The sequence below is a fragment of the Micromonospora sp. NPDC050276 genome (assembly GCF_044459545.1).
Taxonomy (GTDB): domain Bacteria; phylum Actinomycetota; class Actinomycetes; order Mycobacteriales; family Micromonosporaceae; genus Micromonospora.
This window is the reverse complement of sequence record NZ_JBITJA010000006.1, coordinates 110,620-132,374: the sequence shown is the minus strand read 5'-3', so window position 1 is coordinate 132,374 and position 21,755 is coordinate 110,620. Positions and strand designations below refer to the sequence as shown.

The 21,755-nt window shown below is 69.4% G+C and carries 17 protein-coding genes; 8 read left to right on the top strand and 9 right to left on the bottom strand.

What is annotated here, in order from left to right; genetic code table 11:
• Positions 1-23: 23 nt before the first annotated feature.
• Positions 24-1,535, top strand: coding sequence for a glycosyltransferase family 87 protein (locus tag ACIBF8_RS14610; RefSeq protein WP_396783293.1), 1,512 nt, complete (start codon positions 24-26; stop codon positions 1,533-1,535).
• 79 nt (positions 1,536-1,614) lie between these two features.
• Here ACIBF8_RS14610 and ACIBF8_RS14605 read toward each other — a convergent pair whose 3' ends face one another.
• The 3 genes from ACIBF8_RS14605 to ACIBF8_RS14595 all read right to left on the bottom strand — a co-directional run bounded on the left by ACIBF8_RS14605 (position 1,615) and on the right by ACIBF8_RS14595 (position 5,416).
• On the bottom strand, positions 1,615-2,118 hold the full coding sequence (locus ACIBF8_RS14605; protein ID WP_396783292.1) for a DUF2690 domain-containing protein: 504 nt from the start codon (positions 2,116-2,118) through the stop codon (positions 1,615-1,617).
• A 182-nt stretch (positions 2,119-2,300) separates the two neighbouring features.
• The gene (locus ACIBF8_RS14600) at positions 2,301-4,628 is read right to left on the bottom strand and encodes a hypothetical protein (protein ID WP_396783291.1); all 2,328 of its coding nucleotides are present in this window, start codon (positions 4,626-4,628) and stop codon (positions 2,301-2,303) included.
• A complete protein-coding gene (locus ACIBF8_RS14595) occupies positions 4,625-5,416 on the bottom strand; it encodes a deoxyribonuclease IV (RefSeq protein WP_396783290.1) in 792 nt (263 codons plus the stop codon). Before ACIBF8_RS14595 ends, ACIBF8_RS14600 begins: the two co-directional genes overlap by 4 nt.
• A 627-nt stretch (positions 5,417-6,043) precedes the next feature.
• Between ACIBF8_RS14595 and rpsF the strand changes: the two genes are divergently transcribed.
• From rpsF to rplI, 4 genes are all read left to right on the top strand, one after another.
• Entirely contained in the window at positions 6,044-6,334 is a 291-nt protein-coding gene (rpsF, locus tag ACIBF8_RS14590) for a 30S ribosomal protein S6 (RefSeq protein WP_007073791.1), read from the top strand.
• A 78-nt stretch (positions 6,335-6,412) separates the two neighbouring features.
• A complete protein-coding gene (locus ACIBF8_RS14585) occupies positions 6,413-6,946 on the top strand; it encodes a single-stranded DNA-binding protein (protein WP_396783288.1) in 534 nt (177 codons plus the stop codon).
• Between the two features lie 41 nt (positions 6,947-6,987).
• The gene (rpsR, locus tag ACIBF8_RS14580; protein WP_013289355.1) at positions 6,988-7,227 is read left to right on the top strand and encodes a 30S ribosomal protein S18; all 240 of its coding nucleotides are present in this window, start codon (positions 6,988-6,990) and stop codon (positions 7,225-7,227) included.
• Between the two features lie 14 nt (positions 7,228-7,241).
• Entirely contained in the window at positions 7,242-7,688 is a 447-nt protein-coding gene (gene rplI / locus ACIBF8_RS14575; RefSeq protein ID WP_030331806.1) for a 50S ribosomal protein L9, read from the top strand.
• A gap of 152 nt (positions 7,689-7,840) precedes the next feature.
• On the opposite strand, the gene ACIBF8_RS14570 is transcribed toward rplI, so the two are convergent.
• On the bottom strand, positions 7,841-9,382 hold the full coding sequence (locus ACIBF8_RS14570) for a hypothetical protein (RefSeq protein ID WP_396783286.1): 1,542 nt from the start codon (positions 9,380-9,382) through the stop codon (positions 7,841-7,843).
• Positions 9,383-9,777: 395 nt separating this feature from the next.
• Here ACIBF8_RS14570 and dnaB point away from each other — a divergent pair, with 395 nt between their 5' ends.
• Both dnaB and ACIBF8_RS14560 read left to right on the top strand, forming a co-directional pair.
• Positions 9,778-11,181: a replicative DNA helicase gene (gene dnaB, locus ACIBF8_RS14565; protein WP_396783756.1), complete on the top strand. Its 1,404-nt coding sequence runs from the start codon at positions 9,778-9,780 to the stop codon at positions 11,179-11,181.
• A gap of 164 nt (positions 11,182-11,345) precedes the next feature.
• Positions 11,346-12,101 carry a hypothetical protein gene (locus tag ACIBF8_RS14560; RefSeq protein WP_396783285.1) on the top strand — a complete coding sequence of 252 codons (756 nt, stop codon included), beginning with the start codon at positions 11,346-11,348 and terminating at the stop codon, positions 12,099-12,101.
• 49 nt (positions 12,102-12,150) lie between these two features.
• Here ACIBF8_RS14560 and ACIBF8_RS14555 read toward each other — a convergent pair whose 3' ends face one another.
• The 5 genes from ACIBF8_RS14555 to ACIBF8_RS14535 form a co-directional block, all read right to left on the bottom strand.
• Positions 12,151-12,828: a maleylpyruvate isomerase N-terminal domain-containing protein gene (locus tag ACIBF8_RS14555; protein WP_396783283.1), complete on the bottom strand. Its 678-nt coding sequence runs from the start codon at positions 12,826-12,828 to the stop codon at positions 12,151-12,153.
• Between the two features lie 104 nt (positions 12,829-12,932).
• Positions 12,933-13,313 carry a zf-TFIIB domain-containing protein gene (locus ACIBF8_RS14550; RefSeq protein ID WP_396783281.1) on the bottom strand — a complete coding sequence of 127 codons (381 nt, stop codon included), beginning with the start codon at positions 13,311-13,313 and terminating at the stop codon, positions 12,933-12,935.
• 22 nt (positions 13,314-13,335) lie between these two features.
• On the bottom strand, positions 13,336-13,968 hold the full coding sequence (locus ACIBF8_RS14545; protein ID WP_396783280.1) for a phosphoribosyltransferase: 633 nt from the start codon (positions 13,966-13,968) through the stop codon (positions 13,336-13,338).
• Positions 13,969-14,009: 41 nt separating this feature from the next.
• Positions 14,010-15,362, bottom strand: a complete 1,353-nt coding sequence (locus ACIBF8_RS14540) for a glycosyltransferase 87 family protein (RefSeq protein ID WP_396783279.1) — start codon at positions 15,360-15,362, stop codon at positions 14,010-14,012.
• A 50-nt stretch (positions 15,363-15,412) separates the two neighbouring features.
• Positions 15,413-17,938 carry a putative bifunctional diguanylate cyclase/phosphodiesterase gene (locus ACIBF8_RS14535; RefSeq protein ID WP_396783277.1) on the bottom strand — a complete coding sequence of 842 codons (2,526 nt, stop codon included), beginning with the start codon at positions 17,936-17,938 and terminating at the stop codon, positions 15,413-15,415.
• A gap of 703 nt (positions 17,939-18,641) precedes the next feature.
• On the opposite strand from ACIBF8_RS14535, the gene ACIBF8_RS14530 reads away from it, so the two are divergent.
• A complete protein-coding gene (locus ACIBF8_RS14530; RefSeq protein WP_396783276.1) occupies positions 18,642-21,746 on the top strand; it encodes an AfsR/SARP family transcriptional regulator in 3,105 nt (1,034 codons plus the stop codon).
• Positions 21,747-21,755: the final 9 nt, after the last annotated feature.

Genomic DNA, 21,755 nt, shown 5'->3' with positions numbered 1-21,755 from the left:
GTCGTACGGCAGGATGCCTCTTCATGAGCACCCAGTCGACGCCCGGCATCGACGACGCCGGAACCACTGATCACCCGTCCCGCTCCGACGGGTTCGTTCGCGGCATCTCCAGCGTCATCGGCGGCCCGCTGGGCGACCACGCGACCGCGCTGGACCGGCCGGCCGGTGGGGAGCGTCGCTTCTGGACCGCCGTGCGGATCGTGCTGGCGTTGGTGTGTCTCACGCTGGCGCTGCACTGGGTGCAGAAGTCGCCCTGCCAGAACGGCGCCTGGCAGAACAACGTCCAGTACACCCGGTTCTGCTACACCGACGTCCTCGCCCTCTACTACGCCGAAGGGCTCAACGAGGGCAAGGTGCCCTACCGCGACCACCCGGTCGAGTACCCGGTGCTCACCGGCTACTTCATGGGGGCGCTGGGCCTGCCGGTGCACGCCATCGGTGACGACGACCCCAGCATCAACCAGGGCCAGTGGTTCTACAACCTCAACGCGCTGGTGCTGGGCGCACTCGCGGTCGCCACGGTGGCGGTGATCCTGGCGTTGCGCCGCCGACGACCCTGGGACGCGGCGATGTTCGCCCTCGCACCGGCGTTGGTGCTCACCGCCACCGTCAACTGGGACCTGCTCGCCATCGGCCTGGCCGCCTTCGGCCTGCTGGCCTGGGCCCGAAAACGACCCGTGGCGGCCGGCGTACTGCTCGGGTTGGCCGGTGCGGCGAAGCTGTGGCCGCTGTTCCTGCTCGGACCGATCCTCATCCTGGCGCTGCGGGCCAACCGGGTCCGCGCCGCGCTCATCGCCATCGGCACGGCGATCGCCGCCGTGGTGCTGGTGAACCTGCCGGCCGCGCGGGCGTACCCGGAGAACTGGGACCGGTTCTTCGAGCTGAACACCACCCGGCCGATCGACTGGGGCACGCTCTGGTACATCGGGCGCTATCTGGACGGCAAGGTCGGCAACGACCCCGCCCAGCTCGGCCCGTTCGAGTGGCTGAACGTCAACATCCCCACCCTCAACACCCTCTCGTACGCGCTGTTCGGGCTGGCCTGCCTCGGCGTGGCCGTGCTGGCGCTGCGCGCACCGCGTCGACCGCGGCTGGGTCAGCTCGCCTTCCTGGTGGTGGCGGCGTTCCTCATCTTCAGCAAGGTCTGGTCTCAGCAGTTCGTGCTCTGGCTGCTCCCACTGGTGGTGCTGGCCCGGCCGAAGTGGGGGGCGTTCGTGGCCTGGCAGATCGCCGAGGTCTGCTACTTCGTCGCCTTCTACGGGGAGTTGCTCGGTGCGGCGACCAGCCGTCCGGTCTTCCCGGAGGGGGTGTTCGTGCTGGCCTCGACGCTGCGGCTGGCCACCGTCGTGGTGCTCTGCGTGCTGGTGGTCAAGGAGATCCTGCACCCGGAGCGGGACGCGGTGCGCGCGACCTACCCGGACGACCCGGACGGCGGCGTGCTCGACGGCGCACCCGACGCTCCCTGGCTCGACCGCTGGCGAGTTCGACAGGCCGTCCAGGTCGAGGCGACGCCGGCTCTGGGTCACACACGCTAGACACCACGCGCGTTAGACACCACGGCGGCCGGAGCGCCACGCTCCGGCCGCCGGTGGCGTTCCCGTCGTACGACAGGTGTCAGTAGCGCGCCGTACAGTAAAGGATGCGGCGGTTGCCGGCCTCGTAGTCCCACTCGGTGTCGTACTGGTAGAAGCACGCCCGCGCGGTCATGCCCTTGTCGTTGACCATCGCCGACCAGGAGCCCGAGGTGGACGTGTCGTCAACGGTCCGACGCAGCGTCCCGTTCGAGTTGTAGCTCTGGACCAGCACCCCGGAGAGCCAGCCGAAGCTGTCGGTCTGCCGCGCCCACGCGGTCCGGCAGAAGGGGCTGTAGCGCAGTTCGACGTTGGTCGCGCTGTACGGGGTGATGACGTCGATGAAGTTGCACCGCATGACCTTCCCGTCGACCGTCGCGAAGTACGTGTCGGGATCCTTGCCGTCGCAGACCGAGCCACAGCCCGACGTGGCGGCCATCGCCGGCGCCTGGAACCCCGTGACCATCGCGAGGCCCATCGCCAGCACCAGCAGCAGTCGGGAGTGCCACGAACGGCGGTGTGGCTGAGACACCTCTGGCTTCGTCATCTGTCTCCTTCGTCGAACCGTCGACCGACCGAAGGGGCCGACGTGAACGGGCTGAGCCAGCGACGCTAGGCAAGCAGGCCATCAAACTGCCATCACGTCGGCACGCCGCCGGTGGGGAAACGTTGTTTCATCCGCGTGCCGACCCCCTGGCCGAGCTTCTGGTCAACCAACCGCTCGGGGTTTCACAGCCGGAAGACGACCGCCTCGCCGATCTCCTGTCGCGTGATGCCGAGCGACTCGACCGGCGCGTTGATGGTGATCTCCCAGGGTGTGCCGGCCAGTTGGCTGCGCAGCAGCACCACCGTGCGGACGCCGAGCGTGCGCAGGTAGTCGACGCTGGTCTGGTCGGGGAACGACTGGCTCACCCGACGGACGTCGTCGAGCTGGCGCGGAGTGAAGCCGCTACCGCCGTTGACCACGTCGGGGAACCCGCTGGTCGACCAGAGCATCACGTGCTGGTCCAGGCTCTGGTTGCTGGGCAGGACCAGGAGCGGACCCTCCGCCGAGCGCATCGCGGCCGGTTGGGTCGGCACCACCGGATGCGGGGTCGTGTTCAGACCCTCGACGGTGACCAGCAGCAGCGGCAGCAGGGTGGCCATCCGCAGCCACGGCCCCGGCCACGACGGGATCCGCTGCGCGGTCAACTCACGGACCCGGTCGGTGAGCGCGGTGACCGCGCCCGCCGCGAGCAGGCCGAGCAGCAACGTGGTCCAGAGCATCAACCGCCCAGGGGTACGCAGCGCGCTCCAGCCCGGCACGTGCTCGAAGAGCGGCACGTAGGTGAAGGTGCCGTCGAAGAAGCGGGTGCCCATCGCGAAGACCATCGTCAGCAGCACCCCGGCGAGCAGCAGCAGTCGGTGCCGCAGCCGCCAGACCGAGAAGAACAGCCCGCCCGCGGCGAGCGCGTAGAGCACGAAGCCCGGCAGCAGGGTCATCTCCGGGTGCCACGGCAGCGCCGCCCGGGCCCCCTCGTGCAGTCCACCCCAGATGCGCGACTCGGCGGGCGCCGTCACGAAGCCCGACGCCGGCGGCGAGAAGAGGCCGATGTCGGCGACGGTGCGTTCGGCGTACGGGTGCAGCTCGGTCACCTTGAAGAACGGGAACGCCATCAGCAGACCCACACTGGCGAACAACACCCCGCCGAGCACGTCGGCGGCGAACAACCGGCGACCGAACGGAACGGCCTGGCCGGTGCGCAGTCGCCGCACGGCGAAGAGGACGGCCGCGACCAGCACCGCGCCGGCCAGGACGTACGCGAACGGCAGCCCGATGCCGAAACCGAGGCTGAGCTGCCAGGCCGCCACCAGCCAACCCGCGTAGACCCAACCGTCGTGCCGGCGTTCCGGCCGGTAGCCGTGTCGCAGCGACCAACCGTGCCCGCGCGCCAACATAGCCAGCGCCAGCGGAATCCCGCCGTTGGAGAGCACGTGCAGGTGCCCGGCCTGGGCCAGCAGCCACGGCGCGTAGGTGTAGCTCACCCCAGCGACGGCGGCACCGATCCGGCCCGCCCCGAGCTGTCGGGCCAGCGCGTACGCCCCCAGTGTGGCGAGCGCGTGCGCCAGCACGAACATGATGTTGTAGCGCAGCACCGCGTCCTCGGGACCGCTGCCGAGCATCCCGGCCGGGGCGTACCCGAGCAGCGTGTCGGAGAACGCGAAGCTCCACAGCTCGGGGAAGAACGTGTTGGACTGCCACAGGCGGGCCGGGTCGGCCAGCAGAATGTGCCCGGACCAGGCCATCTGCCAGGCCTGCAGGCTGGGGTCCCAGTAGTCCTGGGGGAGCGTGTAGCGCGGATAGCGCAGCGTCGGCCAGGTCATCAGCACGGCCAGTGCCAACGCGCCCAGGGTGGCCAGGGTCCACTCGTGGGCCAGGAACCGACCGACGGCCCGGGTGGCCCGGGTGGCCATGGAGGGCTTCGGCTCAGGGGCAGAGGCGAACGCCTCCCAACGCTCCGGGGTGACGGGCTTCGCCTCGCCGTCAGCCTTGTCCGGACTGTCGGCGTCACCCGCCTTCGCGCTCTTGGCCGCGTCGCCGTCCTTCGCCGTGTTGTCCGTCGTGCCGTCGTCCTTGGCCGGGCTGCTGTCCTTGGTCGCGTCGGTCACCGGGCCGCTGCCCTTGGTCGCGTCGTCCTTGGCCGGGTCGCTGCCCTTGCCGCTGCTGGCCTGCTTGGCCGCGCTGTCGCTCTGCTTGGCGGCGGTGCTCTGCTTGGCTGCGAGGTCCTCCTCGTCGCCGCGCCGGGCCGCGCCCTGCGCGGGTCCGCCCTGCGCGGGTCCGCCCTGCGCGGGTTCGGTCTCGGGGTCGCCGGTCGGGGTGGTTCCCGTCTTCGCACTGTCGGCCGGTGGCGAATGGTCCGCGGTGGTCCCGACAGGGGCCTTGTGCGGAGCCTGGTCGGAGCCGCGGGCCGGCTGGATGGGGGCGCCCGTCGCGGCACTGGTGGCGGGCCGAACCTCGGCGTCCGCGCCGGTGGGGGTGGGCCGGGCGTTGCCGGTCCCGGGCTGTCCGCTCGTCATGCCGCCGGGCTCTCCGCTCCGAGCTGCTCACGCAGGAAGTCGATGTCGGCGCCCTGGCCAGCCACGCCGCCTGGCGTCTCGACGACCACCGGCGCGCCGGCCGCCCGGATCACCGCCACCACCAGCTCGGGGTCGATCGTCCCGCCGCCCAGGTTGTCGTGCCGGTCCTGGCCGGAGTTGAACGCGCCCTTGGAGTTGTTGGCGTGCACCAGGTCGATCCTCCCGGTGATCGCCTTGACCCGGTCGACCAGGCCGAGCAGCTCCTCGCCGCCCGCGTACGCGTGGCAGGTGTCCAGGCAGAAGCCGACCTCGTGGTCGCCGATCGCGTCCCAGAGTCGGGCGAGCGCGTCCAGGCGCCGGGCGCAGGCGTTGTCGCCGCCGGCAGTGTTCTCGATCAGGACCGGCACGCCGAAGCCACCGGAGTCGGCCGCGTACGCGAAGGTCTTGCGCCAGTTGTCGAAGCCGACGGCCAGGTCGTCGCCGGCGTTGACGTGCCCGCCGTGGACGATCAGACCCTTGGCGCCGATGGCGGCGGCCGCGTTGGCGTGTCCGAGCAGCAGCTTTCGGCTCGGGATCCGGATGCGGTTGTTGAGGGTGGCCACGTTGATGACGTAGGGCGCGTGCACGTAGAGGTCGACCTCGGCCGCGCGCAGCCGTTCGGCATCTTCCCGAGGCTTGGGCGCCTTCCACCCCTGTGGGTCGGAGAGGAAGAACTGCACGGTGTCGGCGGACCGGGCGGCCGCCTCCGCCAGCGGGTCGGTCGAATCGACGTGGGCTCCGATACGCATGCGAGCGAGCCTACGTCGCGACCCCGACGGCCGGGGCGACGGCCGGGGCGGTGTCGCGTCACTGGACGGACCGACGATCGTTGATGGGTTTGAACCGACGACCAGCATCCGGTGCCGCCAGCGGCGCGAGCCTCGCACCAGGCGGTCAGTGGTCGACGGCCGACAGCGAGGTCACCCCCGCCGCGCGGCCCGGCGCAGCGGGGGGACCCATCGCAGACCGGGTATCGACCGATGAAGAATCTCGGAAATTTGGTCTTTTCCCCCCGACAAGGTACGACTGCTGTTGTATCGTCAGATAACAACACGATAAAGCTCCGCGGGGCGTCTTCGGTCCAACCTCATCGGTGTGGTCGTTCCTCCCCAGGTCCCACCCAAGGAATGCGGACCGGACGCCCCGCGGCCTTGTAGACGGGGGTCCACCACCGGCCGATTGAGCGGTCGGACGGTGGACCCCCGTCAGCACGTCCGGGTGCGGACCCGACCACCCCGGGCATGATCGTTCGGACCGGGTATCCTGGTCAGGTTGTCCGCGTCCGGCCGGGTTCCCCCGGCGCGTGCGGGCAGCGACGCACGACCTCCTGCCACGGAAGGACCGTGGCCGCTTAGCCCACAGGAGGTGAGCACGTCTTGCGTCATTACGAGATCATGGTGATCCTCGACCCCAGCCTCGAGGAGCGCACCGTCGCCCCGTCGCTCGACACGTACCTGAACGTGATTCGGACCGCGGGTGGCTCGGTTGAGAAGACCGACGTGTGGGGCCGCCGGCGCCTCGCGTACGAGATCAACAAAAAGGCCGAGGGCATCTACGCCGTCGTCGACCTGCAGGCCACGCCTGCTGCCGTGGCTGAGTTGGACCGTCAGCTCCGCCTCAACGAGTCCGTGCTGCGCACCAAGGTCATCCGGCCGGAGATGCGCTAACCATTCAACCCGGTTCGCCCGGATCAGCCTCCGCGACTCTGTCGTACGGCTCTGCGAGCCTGTACGACGAGACGCTGAGTGCGCGAGGAGATGGTCATGGCAGGAGACACCACCATCACGGTCATCGGCAATCTGACCGATGACCCCGAGTTGCGGTTCACCCCCTCCGGGGCTGCGGTCGCCAAATTCCGAGTCGCTTCGACGCCCCGTTTCATGGACAAGGCGTCGAACGAATGGAAGGACGGCGAGCCGCTGTTCCTCGCTTGCACCGTGTGGCGGCAGGCTGCCGAGCACGTCGCCGAGTCGCTGCAGCGTGGCGCTCGGGTGATCGTGTCGGGCCGGCTGCGTCAGCGGTCCTACGAGACCCGCGAGGGCGAGAAGCGCACTGTCATCGAGCTTGAGGTCGACGAGATCGGCCCGTCGCTGCGCTACGCCACGGCAAAGGTGCAGAAGATGTCCCGCTCCGGTGGCGGTGGCGGCGGCTTCGGTGGCGGTGGCGGTGGCAACCAGGGCGGCGGCGGAGGCAACTTCGACGACCCCTGGGCTTCGGCTGCTCCCTCTCCCGCGCGTGCTGGATCGGGCGGCAACTTCGACGAGGAGCCTCCGTTCTAATGGCGCCGAGCGCCCGCGATCGCAAACCAGGAGCACGTGCAATGGCCAAGGCTGCGGCACTTCGCAAGCCGAAGAAGAAGGTGAACCCGCTCGACAAGGACGGGATCACCTATATCGATTACAAGGACACCGCGCTGCTGCGCAAGTTCATCTCCGACCGCGGCAAGATCCGCGCTCGGCGGGTGACCGGCGTGACCTCGCAGCAGCAGCGGCAGATCGCCCGTGCGGTCAAGAACGCCCGTGAGATGGCGCTCCTGCCGTACACGGCCACCACCCGCTGAGAGGAGGCACCGATATGAAGATCATCCTGACTCAGGAAGTGTCCGGCCTCGGTGCCCCGGGCGACATCGTCGAGGTCAAGAACGGCTACGGCCGTAACTACCTGCTGCCGCAGGGCTTCGCGATCGCCTGGACCAAGGGCGCGGAAAAGCAGGTCACGGTCATCAAGCGGGCCCGTTCGGCCCGCGAGATCCGCGACCTCGACCACGCCAACGAGGTCAAGGCTCAGCTCGAGGGTCTCAAGGTCAACCTGAAGGTCCGCGCCGGCGACGGCGGACGGCTCTTCGGCTCGGTCACCCCGGCCGAGATCGTGGACGCCGTCAAGGCGGCCAGCGGCCCGGTCCTCGACCGGCGTCGGCTGGAGGTGCCCGGTCACATCAAGTCGACCGGCACCTACCCGGTGAAGATCAAGCTGCACCCCGAGGTGACCGCGTCGTTCAACCTGAACGTCGTTCAGGGCTGACGTCCGCAACACCACCACGAGGGCCCGCGCCGAGCGATCGGTGCGGGCCCTCGTGCGTACGTCGTCCAACCCGACGGTGCCCGAGCTGACCTGACCCGCCCGCCCGCTGCGACCCACCCCGCCGCCCGCCGCGACCGTGACCCGCCACCGGGTCAACCGATGGGCTGCCCCGTCACCGCGCTGATCAGCACCGTGGAGAGGCCGCCGCCCACCACCGCGGCGGCGAGCGCGATCGTCGCCGAACGCCACGTCGTGCCCACCCGACGCAGCAGCGCCGCCACCACCAGACTGCTCACCAGCGCCAACCCGAAGCGCGGCGAACCGGCGAGGAGCGACTCCAACGCACGTGACCGGGCCGAGTCACACCCGCCCCCGCTGATGTCGGTCACACATCCGGCCGGCGCCTGGCTGTCCAACGTCAACAACCAGACGAAGATCATCATCGCCGGCACCAGGTAACAGGCAGCCGTGTACAGCAGCGGCCGGACCGACCCACCCGGATCCGGGTCCAGCAGGTCGTCCTCCAGCCGCCGCGCCCAGGCACCCGTGGCCGCCGACTCGACCCGCCGACGCACCGACGCCGTCCCCACCACCGGCCGGTCCGCCCGACGACGTGGCGCACGCCCAGGCGGCGGCACCGGCATGCTGCGCGGTCGCGGCGCGGTGTATCCCACCACCGGAGACCGGGGCGCCGACGTCGACGAATCCGTCCACCGCGGATCGTCATCGGCCAGCCGAGTGCCGGACCAGAATCCGTCGTCCCGGCTTGGCCACCCCTCCGCGGCCACCGAGCGGTCGGAGCGCGGCGCCAGCGTACGGTCCCACTCGTCATCCTCGATCGCGGACCGCTCCCACTGGCCGGTGCGGTCGGACCGCTCCCAACCACCGACGCTCTCGACCGCCGACCACTGCCCGCTCAGATCCCCGCCATCCGCGCCGGACGCCGGCGGCCACGCGTGCACGCCCGAAGCGTCCCAAGGATCCACGGCAGGCGGGTACGACGGTTCGGGTTCAGCCACCCGGTCCGACCCGCGGGCCCACGGGTCGGCCGCCGGACGGGCCCAGGACTCCTCCGCCGCCCGGCGGCTGCGCCGGCTGCGACGGCTCGGCTCCTGATCCGGCACCTGCTCGGCCGGGGCGGCCTCCAGATCGCCGCCCGACCAGATCACCTGGGGGTGGCCAACGGGGGCACGGCGAGGACGCCGGTCGGAGACGGCACCGGAGACCGGCTCGCCCTCCCCGGCATCGGCCCGTCGGCGGCCGGCGTACCCCTGCTCCTGCGGCCGGTCGAGCGTCCACTCTCTGGTGTGGTCCGAGTCGGGAGCTGGGCCGATCGCGGCCTGCTCCCGCCGACCAGCTTCCCAGCCCCGCCGCCGACCGCCCGACGACTCGGCGGAGCGTCGGCCGGCACCGGACGTCGGCCGCTCGGGCTCGCGCTCGTCCTCGTCCGGGGCCGCGTGGCGACCGCCACCGTCAGCGTGCCGGACCCCCGACTCCAGCGCCCAGCGGGGCAGGTAGGCGTCGACCGGCTCATCCTGGCCGCGGTCGAACGCACGCCGCCGGCTGGAGGTGCGGTAGCGCCCCTCCTCGTCGTACGGATCGACCGGAACGGACGCCGCGCGCTCACCCCACGAGGCGGTTGGCTGGCGCTCGCGCGGGCTGCCATCGCCGCGTCCCCAGTCCCGGTAACTCACGGCCGGAGTGTGACCCTTCTGAACCGAAAGCGGAATCCGCTGTCCAGGTGTAGCCGTTCGCTGGAGATAGTACGGGACGATCGTGTCACAGGCCCGACCGAAATATTCTCCTCCACAGGCTGGGGAGCGCGTATTCGCAGGTCAGCGGCTTTCGGCCGAGAATTCCCCAATGGTTGTCCACAGGCTGTGCACACGCTGCGCACATGCTGTCCACCGGGATCCACAGGTTGTCCCGAGGCTCGTCCACCGGCGTTGTTGAGTCTCTGACCTCGGGGTCCGTATGGTTGGCCCTCGACCGCCGGCGATGGCCCCCGATCGACCGGCCCGGTCGAACGGAAGTGTCAGACCCCAGCGGTAAAGCTGGGACTGGATCCGGCGCAGTGGAGGGGGGACCCGTGTCGGTCACCGACGACATGCGGGCAGAGCCACGCTCCGGCGGAGGCCAGCCACCTGCGCAGCGGGACGGCCAGTTCGACAAGACTCCGCCGCAGGACGTGGCCGCCGAGCAGTGCGTCCTCGGCGGCATGCTGCTCTCCAAGGACGCCATCGCCGACGTCGTCGAGATCCTCAAGACCAACGACTTCTATCGGCCGGTGCACGCCACCATCTTCGACATCATCCTGGACATCTACGGGCGGGGCGAGCCAGCCGACCCGATCACGGTGGCCGCGGCCCTGACCGATTCCGGCGATCTGGCCCGCATCGGTGGCGCGCCCTACCTGCACACCCTCATCGCCAGCGTGCCCACCGCCGCGAACGCGGCGTACTACGCCCGCATCGTCAGCGAGCGGGCGGTGCTGCGCCGGCTCGTCGAGGCCGGCACCAAGATCGTGCAGTTGGGCTACGGCACCGCCAGCGGCGGGAGCCGCGACGTGGACGACGTCGTCGACCTCGCCCAGCAGGCCGTCTACGACGTCACCGAACGGCGGGTCAGCGAGGACTTCGCGGTCCTGGCCGACATGTTGCAGCCGACGCTGGACGAGATCGAGGCGGTGGGCGCGCAGGGCGGCGTGATGACCGGCGTGCCCACCGGCTTCAGCGACCTGGACCGACTGCTCAACGGTCTGCACGCGGGGCAACTAATTATCGTGGCCGGCAGGCCGGGTCTCGGAAAATCGACCGCTAGCATGGACTTTGCCCGAAATGCGGCTATCCGTGCCAACCAGGCGGCCGCCATCTTCTCGCTGGAAATGAGCAAGGTCGAGATCGTCATGCGGCTGCTCTCCGCCGAGGCGCGGGTGCCGCTGCACGTGCTACGCAGCGGTCAGCTCTCCGACGACGACTGGACCAAGCTGGCCCGCTGCATGGGCGAGATCAGCGAGGCACCGCTCTTCGTCGACGACACGCCGAGCATGAACTTGATGGAGATCCGGGCGAAGGCGCGGCGGCTCAAGCAGCGGCACGACCTCAAGATGATCGTGGTCGACTATCTCCAGCTGATGACCTCGCCAAAGCGCACCGAGAGCCGCCAGCAGGAGGTCGCCGACCTGTCCCGTGGCCTGAAGCTGCTGGCCAAGGAGGTCGAGTGCCCGGTCATCGCGGTGAGTCAGCTGAACCGTGGTCCCGAGCAGCGCACCGACAAGCGACCGCAGCTGTCCGATTTGCGTGAATCTGGCTCAATTGAGCAAGATGCCGACGTTGTCATACTTTTGCACCGCGACGACTACTACGACAAGGAGTCGCCGCGAGCCGGGGAGGCGGATTTTATAATTGCTAAGCATCGGAATGGTCCCACCGATACCGTGACCGTTGCGGCTCAATTGCATCTGTCGAGATTCGTCGACATGGCTATTGGATGAGGGATACTGCTTCTCGTCTGTCGACGGAGCAAATCGCGGCGGTTGTTGAACGTGCGCAGACGGGTGAGAGTCTGACTCGAATTGCGAGCTCGTATGGCGTCAGCAGGCAGGCTGTGCGTGGTCTGCTGCGAAGACGAGGCGTACCAGCTCGGTCGAGGGCAAAGTTGACCGAATCGGAGCGTTCAGAGGCGGTGAGGCAATACGCCGAAGGCTTGTCTGTCACTGAGGTGGCAAAGAACTTCGGTTTCACCGAACCAGGGATGCGTGGACTACTGATCCGCCGTGGCGTCGTCCTTCGGAAGACTGTTCACACGCTTCGACACGACGCGTTCGACCTGCTGACGTCGGAAGCATGCTACTGGCTAGGGTTTCTCTTCGCCGACGGATGCGTGACGTACCGGGCGGGCCATCTCCCGCAGATCTCCGTAGGGCTTGCCCAGCGGGACCGCGAGCACCTCGTCTTGCTGCGTACCTTCCTGGGTTCGACCAGTAGCATCTCCGCACCAAGCCCCACGCATGGGTCGTGTCAGTTTTCGGTCCGCTCGAATCGCCTTGCGGAGCGCTTGATGGCTCTGGGCAGGTACGAAGGCGCGCTCAGCGACCGGTTGACTGAATCACGCGACTTTTGGCGCGGTGTCGTCGATGGTGATGGCTCAATCGGTAAGTACCGGCGACCGAGTCCTAGTCAATCGACGTTCTCCCAATTCAGGCTTGTGGGCAGCAAGCGGCTACTCGATTCGTTCGCGGCGTTTCTTCAGAGGAATGATATCGACGGCCTGTCTGTCCGCCCACACAAAACGATCTACACGATCGGAACAACGTGCGGTCCTGCGGAAAGGATCGTGGCTTTGCTGTACGCGGAAGCGGAGGTCGCGTTGGCGCGGAAAGCAGAGATCGCGAAGAAGATTCTAGATGGCTGAGCATTCCTCCGGCTGATTCTTGTTTCTGCTCAGCAGGAACGGCGGCGGCTCAGCCGAGCAGTGGAAACCAACCCGCCGACTCGCCCAGCTCCAGCCGGTCCCGGTCGGTCAGTGGGACGCGCCCGGTGGCCTTCAGCAGGTAGTCATGGTCGGTCCACGCCGTGGGGCGAACGGCGTCGTCGCTGAGCAGGCCATCCATGGTGGCCACGGCGACGCGTACCGCCAGTGGGCCGGGTGGCGGCGCGTCGGGCAGTTCGAGCGTCAGGTCCAGGTGGTGGATGACGGCCTCGGTGGCCAGGGTGGCGAGAAAATCCAGTACGCGCAGCACGTGCCCCTGAGTGGTCACGTACCCCTGGGGGTCGGCTGACCCGGCGGCGCGGACCGCCGCCGGGGCGGTGTCCCGCCAGAGTTGGACGATCCCGGTCGGGCGGTCGAAGGCGGCAGCCGATCGGCGGACCCACCAGGCGTGCCGGGCAGCCTCGTCGTCGTTGCCGGGAAAGTCACGCCAGTAGCTCACGTCGTCGACGTCGGCGGGGCCGTCTACGGGGCTGGCCAGGGCGACGAGGGCCCGCTGGGCGTCGCCGAGCACGTGCAGGAGCAGATCAGCGATCAGCCAGCCCCGGCACCGGGTGGCTCGTTGCAGGCCGGCGTCGTCCAGGCCACCGACCACCGCGGTGATCCCGTCGTACGCCTGGGCCAGCGCCTCCTCCGGTCGGATCGCGGTCATGCGACTCAGCCTCGCATGAACCGCCGCACCCACCAACGATCAATGCCGCGGGTGATGTGCCCGGGCCGACGCGTGGATCGACCCGGGCGGGAGGTCGGCAGGGCTCAGCCGAACATCTCGTCGAGGAAGCCCTTGCGCTTCTTCTGCCGGTAGTGCCCGTGGTAGCCGTGGTGCTGCTGCTGGTGGCCGTAGGCCGGCTGCGGCGGGTAGCCGTGCGCGGGCGGGGGCGGCGGCGGGACGGCGCCGTAACCGGGCTGGTGTGGCGGGGGCGGCGGCGGGGGCGGGTAGCCGCCCGGCTGGTGGGCGGGCTGCGCCGGCGCACCGCCGGCCTGCTGGCGGCTCCAGTTGGCCTCCGCCTCGAACAGCTTCTCCAGCTCGCCCCGGTCCAGGAAGATGCCTCGGCACTCCCCGCACTGGTCGATGACGACGCCGCTGCGCTCGTACTGGCGCATTTCTCCGTGACACTTGGGACAGGTGAGGCTCATCTCCCGACGGTACCCGGTGGACCTAAGCAGTTGCTGTGAGCGCCTCGGTGACTTCTTCGTCGGACACCTCGTGGAAGTCGTCGTAGTAGACGCTCACGGCGCCGAAGTCGGCCGGGCGCTGGGCGCAGATCACCTGGTCGGCCTCGGCGGCGAGCAGTTCGTACGCCTCCTGCGCGCCGACCGGAACCGCGATCACGACCCGGTGTGCTCCGAGTTGGCGGGCGACCTCGACGGCGGCGCGGGCGGTCGCGCCGGTGGCGAGACCGTCGTCGACGATCACGGCGGTCCGTCCGGTGAGGTCCAGCTGTGCGCGGCCGCCCCGGTAGAGCCGTTCCCGGCGTTCCAGTTCGGCCTGCTCCCGACGGCTGACCTCGGCGATGTCGTCGTTGCTGAGTCGGCTGGCCACCGCGTCGTTGAGCACCTGGACCCCGCCCGGTCCGAGTGCGCCGAAGGCGACCTCACGGGCCCACGGCATGCCGAGCTTTCGGACGACCAGCACGTCCAGTGGTGCGCCGAGCCGTTCGGCGACGACCCGGGCAACCGGGACGCCGCCACGGACGAGGCCGAGGACGACGACGTCTGGTTCGCCGATGAGTGCGGTGAGTCGTTCGGAGAGCACCCGGCCCGCGTCGGCCCGGTCACGGTACGTCGTCATGTCTTCAGGTCTACGCCCTGACGCGCCGTTCCGCTGGGCAGTTACGCCGAAGTGGTCCGACCGGACCGCCCGCCGGGGACCTGGGTGGTCGGCGGCGCGTCGACTGCGCGGTGCAGCGCGGGCGCCCAGGTGAGCAGGGCCAGCGGATACAGCAGGTAGCCGAAGCGGGTCGAGGGCATCAGTGCGATCGCGGCGAGCAGCCCGTACCCACAGATGAGCGCGGTGGCGACGGCGGTGCGGGGCGGGCGGCGGACGAGCTGGACGGCGATGGCCGCTCCGGCCGCGACCAGCAGGGCGGCGGCGATCAGCCGGCCGGCGGGCAGCGCGCTGGCGATCAGGTAACCGGGGAACGGGGACTGCGCGGGGCTGGTGACCAGCCCGTGCCCGAGGGGGAAGCGGAGGACGTTCTCGGTGAGGGCGTCGCGGTCCACCAGCAGCGCCGGCAGTAGTGCGGCGATGGGCAGGCCGATCGCGCCGGCGGCGACCCGGGTGCCGGCGCGCCGGGTCAGACCCCAGACGATCAGGACCAGGGCGACCGGCCAGGCGAACAGCTTCAGCGCGCCGGCGAGCCCGACCGCGAGGCCGGCTCGGCCGGGTCGCTCGGCGGCGGCGAAGGCGAGGGCCAGCAGGCAGAGCGCGAGTACGGGTAGGTCGTCGCCGCCGGTGGCGAGGGTGAGGGCACAGATCGGCAGGACGGTGGCGGCCTGCACGCCGCGCAGCAGGGCGGCGTCCCGCCGCTGGTTCGCGGCGGAGGTGACCTGGCTGGCGGTGGCTGGCGTGCGCCGGAGGGCGGCGACGGCCAGGGCGAGCGCCAGCGCGGTGCCCACCGCGAACCAGACCCGCGAGTCGGTCCACCAGCTGTCGACGAGCGCTCTGGGCAGGCCGAACATCGCCATGCCGGGCTGGTATGGGGTGTAGCCCATCAGTTGCTCGCCCGGCGGCAGGGCGGCGATGGCGTCGGGTCCGAGGTACGGCGTGCCGTGTTCCAGGAGCCGGTTGCCGGCCTGCTCAACAACCAGCACCTCCTCCTGGGCCCGGTCGGTGCGCCCGCCGGCCCGGTCGATGCTCTGCCAGACCAGGGGCAGCAGTGCGGTGCCCGCCCAGGCGAGGCCGGTGACCGTCCAGCGGGCTGGCAGACCGCTCAGCCGGGAGCTCGGCGAGCGTCGACGTAGCAGGAGCTGGATGATCACCGCCAGCGTCGCGAGCAGGTAGCCGATGGCGGCGACGGCGCCCCAGGCGCGGTGCGGCAGCAGGGTCGACGTGACCGCGGTGATCGCGGCGAAGATGGCCGAGACGGCGTAGAGGCCCAGGTCGAGGGCGAGTCCGCCGGCGGCGTTGTCGAGCGTCCGCCAGTGCCAGCGACGGCGGCGGGCGGTCGGGTCGTCGACGATCACGGGCGACAGTCTGGCAGACCGGGCTGCTCGTGCGGCGGGCCGTTGGTTGCTCAGGCGGGCAGGTGCGGGAGTCGGTCGGTGCCGGAGCGGCCGGCCTGGCGGCGGTTCTGGTTCAACCGGATCACCGCCCCGGCGTCGTGCAACGGCGCGGCCAGGGTGCCGGGTCGGCCGCCCGAGCCGCGCTGCATCGCCGCGAGCAGGGTGCCGGACGGCATCGGCCGGGCGAACAGGTGCCCCTGGCCGGCGATGCAGCCCAACTCCCACAGGGCCCGCCGTTGCGGTTCGCTCTCCACCCCCTCGGCCACCACGTCCAGGTTGAGGCTGCGGCCCAGATCGAGGGTGGAACGGATGACCGCGGCGGCCTCCGCCGAACTCTCCATGGTCGTCACGAAGCTCCGGTCGATCTTCAGCTCGTGTACCGGGATCCGGGAGAGCAGGGAGAGGGAGGAGTAACCGGTGCCGAAGTCGTCCAACGCCAACCGGACCCCCTCGTCGCGCAACCGGCTGAGCACCCGGTCGACGACGTCGAGTTGGCTGAGGGTCAGCGTCTCGGTCAGCTCCAGGACCAGTCGGTCCGGTGGTAGGTCGTGGGCGCGGAGCCGGGCCAGCACCGAGCCCGGGAACCGCGCGTCGAGCAGGCTGCGGGGGGACACGTTGACCGCGACCGGTACGTCGAAGCCGGCGTCGCGCCAACTCGCCGCCGCGATCAGCGCCTGGTCGAGGATCGCCTCGGCGAAGGCCGGGAGCAGGCCCGAGCGTTCCACCGCCTCGAGGAACCGCAGCGGGTCGATCATGCCGTGGGTGGGGTGGTGCCAGCGGGCCAGCGCCTCGGCGCTGGTCACCGCACCGCTGCCCAGGTCGACGATCGGTTGGAAGTTGACGACGAACTCGTGGTCGGCGACGGCGCGCGGCAGGTCGCCGCCGAGGGTGAGGCGACCGAGGTCCGCGGTGTCCCGGGTCGGGGCGTACGTGGAGATCCGCTGGCCGGCCCGCTTCGCCTGGTACATGGCCACGTCGGCGCGGCGCAGCAGCTCGGCCATGCCGCCGCTGGACGGGGCGATGGAGATCCCGCCGCTGGCCTCGACGCTGATCCGCATGCCGTCCAGCTCGAACGGCTCGTGCAGGGCGGCGAGCAGCGTCTCGGCCCGGTGCGCGGCCACCGCCGGGGCCGGCAGACCGCGCAGGAGTACGGCGAACTCGTCACCCCCGAGGCGGGCCACCAGGTCGGTCGCCTGGGCCGCGCCCCGCAGCCGGTCGGCCACCTGCACCAGCACCTGGTCGCCGGCGGCGTGCCCGAGCGTGTCGTTGACCTCCTTGAAATGGTTGAGGTCGATCAGCACCAGCGCGGTCACCCCGTCGGCGTGCCGGATGCTCAACTGCTCGGTGCCCTCGTCGAGGAGGTGTCGGCGGTTGGCCAGGCCGGTCAGCGCGTCGTGCGAGGCCGCGTACGCGTGCTCGTCGGCGACCCGGGCCAGCTCGGCGTACGCCTGGGCGTTGCGGACAGCCGTGCAGAGCGCGGAGGCGAAGGTGCGCAGGGTGTACTGCTCCCGCTCGGACAGCCGCACCGGGCCCCGGAAGCGCAGTCGAAGCATGCCGACATCGACGGTCCGGTCGTGGCCCTCCAGCGGGGCGGGGACGACGGTGCCGTCCACGTCGGTGGGCGTGCCGGTCGGACCGTCGAAGGTGATGCCGCCAGTGCCGCCGCGTACGGTGCGGCCGCCGTCGCGCAGCTCGATCTCGACCTCGTCGGCGGAGAACAACTCGGCGGCCTGGGTGACGGCGGTGGTGAGGACGTTGTCCAACTCGACCACGTTGAGCGCGTCGGTGGTGCGGGCCAGGCGCTGCCACGCCTGCTGCTCGGTGCGGGATCGGATTCTCGTGGAGTAGGCCAGGTGCAGGCTGAACACGAGTGGTGGGACGGTCAACACGAGTTTGAGGTTCGCGTCGAGGATCAGCAGTGTGCAGACCGCCACCACGAACCGTACGGCGAATCCGGCGAGTCGAAGGTCGAGGTTGGTCTGGAACTGCTTTGAAATCTTGGTCCTGGACGCGAGCGCGATGACCGGGATGGCCAGTAGATCGTCCAGCAGTGCCGCAACCAGGTAGGAGAGAGCTACCGGCACGATCAGGGCAACTGTGCTCTCGGGTGGCCAGGTCCAGGCTGTCATCGCCAAGGTGAGGCCGGCGCCCCAGGCCACGATGACGTTTTTTCCGACGCTGAATGCCAGCTTGATTGGTGGCAGGCGGAGCGAGGCGAACGTGATGCCTACTGCGGTGCAGAGCACTACCGAGTGAGTTGGAGCGATGGCGAGGCCGATGATGATCGCGGCCTCGGTCCAGCTGATCGAGTGGGTGGTGGACCGGATCCGCACTCTCGCTTTGACCAGGGTTCCCAGGGCGATCGTGACGGTGAGCACGACGAGGATCGCGGCGTTGCTCGGTGTGGTGGTCATCGCGGTGCGCGCTGCGACCGGTAGTGAGGTGGCCGTGATGACTGCCGCTACAACGACGACGAGACCGACGAGCAGCCGTAGCTGTCGTTCGGTCTCAATCTCTCGTCGCTGAGGAAGGGTCATACCACTCCCGAAGGACTGCCTCCGCCGTGCTCGTAGCCTATCGCTCGGGCTCGTACACGGCCCCTGTCAACTTTCAGTTCCACTCGCTGCCGCGCATCGCGGTGCCTCCTCTGCTGAGCCAATTCGAAGACCTGCCCCAGGGGGAGCTCTTCCTTCGAAAGGCAGCTTAAGAGGAGGATCGACCGCTTAGAAGAAATAAATGTCGGTATGCGCAACATTAGTCAAGTTGAGGCCCTTTTATCACGTTCTGTCCATCGATGCTGAACGGAGTGCGGTCGAAGCTTGCCGGCGCTGGATTCAAGTGGCACCTTGCAACTCCGGACGGTATCTGACGGAGTTATGGGTCGCGTTATTCCTTGAGTCTGAGGGCTCTTCGGGAGTTGCCTCATCCGGAGTTTGGTCGGGTGTAAGGGCGGCAAGGGCAGAGTTGGCGCGGCCAGGGTGTCCAGGCGGGCAGGTAATGGTGCCAACCTCGCCAGGGGGTGGTGGCGACGACGGCGGGTGGATAATCGCGTTTCGGGAGGCGGCGATGCAACTTGTCGCCGACATCGTGCACTCCCGGATTGGCATTCGCGCAGCTCCTTGCGTCGCTCGTGGGCAGCCAGCGGTCGTTCGTGTCGCCCGTGAGCGGTACGCCACCCCACGGGAGTCGTAGACTTCGTTGCGTGATCGGCTGAATACCTGACACGGCTGGCGGGGGCGGGTGGAGATTCAGGTTCTGGGCGGCCTTTCGGTACAACTGCCTGCCCGTGCGCTGCGTCTCGGTACACCCAAACAGCAGGCGATCTTCGCGATGCTCACGGTTCAGGCCGGACGACTGGTGACAGTGGATGACCTCGTCGATGAGTTATGGGCCGATCGCCCACCGCGATCGGCCGTAGCTAATGTGCGGACCTATGCTGCCAATCTGCGCCGGGCTTTCGAGGCTTACCCGGCCGGTCGTGGCGCCATCGAGCGTCAACGGAACGGCTATCGACTCGCCGTCGACCCGGAACGGGTCGACGTCTTTCGCTTCGAGCTGGAACGGAACGCGGGTCGGGAAGCGCTGACGGGTGGCCACTTGGACGATGCCCGCGAGCTGCTGGGGCGTGCCCTGGCTCGGTGGCGGGGACCGATGCTCGCCGGTGTCCCGCTCGGGCCCGTCCTTACCTCCCGGACTACCGCCGCCGAGGAGGAGCGGCTGTTGACCGTGGAGCTTCTCGCCGACGTCCAACTGAGATCGGGCCGAGACGACCTGGCGATCCCGCTGTTGCGTGAAGTGGTTGTCCGCCATCCTCTCCGCGAGCCGACCTACGTCCTCCTCATGCGGGCCCTGCACGAGTGCGGGAACAACGCGGAGGCGCTGGCGGTGTACGACGAGATCCGAACAACTCTGACCACTGAGTTGGGTGTGGGCCCCGGGCACAACCTTGAGGAGTTGCGCCGCTGCATCATCACGGCGATGTCGCGCCCAGGTTCAGGGCGGGGCACCGTGCAGGTTGCGGGAGTTGGCCGGGCGCGCTCGGTAGCGGTCGAGGCGGGTGTGCCGGTCGGCGCGGCATCGAAGGAAGCGGATCGGCACGATCCGGTGGATCACCTTCCCCGAGCGGTCACCGACTTCGTCGGCAGGGAGGATGTGGTGTTGCGGCTGCTGGCGGAGACCCGGCGGGTCGAGGAGCGGGTGCCGGCCGTACACATCATCGATGGCATGGCAGGTAGCGGCAAGACGACCCTCGCCGTGCACCTGGCCCGCCGGTTGTCCGATCGATACCCGGACGGCGCGCTCTTCATCGACCTGTGCGGGCACGGCGAGAAGAACCGTGTGGAGCCGGCGAGTGCCCTGTTCACCCTGCTTCGACAGCTCGGTGTCCCGGCTGGCCGTGTACCGGTGGAGTTCGACGACAGGGTGGAGTTGTGGCGACAGGAACTGGCCCGCCGGAGGTCAGTGGTAGTGCTCGACAACGCGGCGAGTAGCGAGCAGATCATGCCCTTGCTTCCGGCCGAGCCGACCACCGTCGTGCTGGTTACCTCGCGGCGGCGTCTGTCCCACCCGGATGTCGGGCCCTCGCAGACGCTGCCGCTCCTGAACCCACAGGAGGGCGTGGATCTGCTCAGCCTGAGCGTCGGTCGGGACAGGGTTGAGGCCGAGTCGGAGGCGGCCGCCGAGGTGGTGCGTCGGTGCGGATATCTCCCACTGGCGATCCGGCTGGCCGGTGCGCGGCTGGCGCACCGGCGCGGCTGGCGGTTGGCGGACCTGGCCGAGCAGATGGCTGGCGATGCTCCGGTGTTGCACCATCTGGCCCAGGAGCAGAGCACTGTCACTGGGGCCTTCGCCGCTTCCTACGAGCCTCTTCCGAGTTCGACCAAGCGCGTCTTTCGATTCCTGGGTCTGTATCCCGGTAGCCGCTTCAGCGCGCCGGCAGTCGCTGCGCTGACCGGTCTGACGATCGCGGAAGCTCACGCGGCGCTCGACGACCTCGTGGACAGGAACTTGGTGGAGGACCTGGACTCGACGCGATATCGACTGCACGACCTCATGCGGCAGTACTCCATCGAACTGTGTTCGCGTACCGACTCCGCGAGCAACCGAAAGGCCGGGCTGGCTCGCCTGCTCGACTTCACGCTGGAGGTTGTCCTGAAGGTCGCCGATCTGCTGGAGCCGGGCGTCATCAGATCCCAGGTGACGCACACTCCGTCTGGACAGCTCGAACTCGTCGAGGCCATCGGGGAGCCGACCGCTGAATGGTTGGAGGCCGAGCGGATGGACCTGGTGACGATGGTGTTGTCGGCCCGCGAGTCGGGGTTCTACCGGCACTGCTGGCAATTGGCCCGCGCTCTCTGGCGCTTCTGCTACATCCGGGGCTACTTCGAGGACATCATCCTGACCCACCGTCATGGGCTCGAGGCGGCGGAGGCTGCCGGGGACATCGAGGCGCTCGCGCTGATGAACAACTACCTGGCATCCGCCTACGTCCGTACAGGGAACAAGCAGGGGGCGCTCGACCACCTGACACGCTCGGTCGAACTCTCCCGCAACTCGCGGGATGTATTGAACCCGGCCCGGTACCGCGCAAACCTCGCCGCCGTCTACTGGTGGAGCGGTCACCTGTCCGAGTCGGTAAAGCTCGGCTTCGAGTGTCTGCGCGATTACAAGGTGTACGGAAACGTTGGCGGGTCCATCCTGCTGCCGAATCTGGGGCTGGCGCTGACCGCTCTGGGGCGTTACGAGGAGGCGTTGCGGATACACCGCCTGCATCTGGCCTGGGCCCGGACGAACTCCGACGAGTTCCACACGCTCAACGCGCTCAGCCACATCGGCGCCGTACGTCTCCGGATGGGCGACCTTCCGCAGGCGATCCGCATTCTCCTGGCCTCGTTGGCGCTACGCGATCGCACCGGCCACCGGTATGCCGAGGCCGAGGTGCGCAACGACCTCGGGATCGCCTATCGCGGTCTGGGCCGTCTGGTGGAGGCCCAGCGGGAACACGAGGTGGCCCGGAAGCTGTCCATCGGTTCGGGCGAGCGACACGTCGAGGCGGCTGCGCTGAACGAACTCGGGCGCACCCTGCTGGCGCAGGGGCGCAGTGGCGAGGCGTTCGAGGTGCACCAGGAGGCGTTGCGGTTGGCCACGCGGATCGCGCACCCACACGAGCAGGGTCGAGCGCTGGCCGGGCTTGCCGAACACTTCGTCCGCGCGGACCCAACCGAGGCCCGACGGCACTGGGAGCGTGCCTTGGCGATCTTCCGACGGATGGGCGTGCCGGAGCGCTTCGAGACCGAACGCCGCCTCGCCGAGTTGTCGGAACGGGCCGTGAGTGCGAGGCGTTGACCAGCCCGA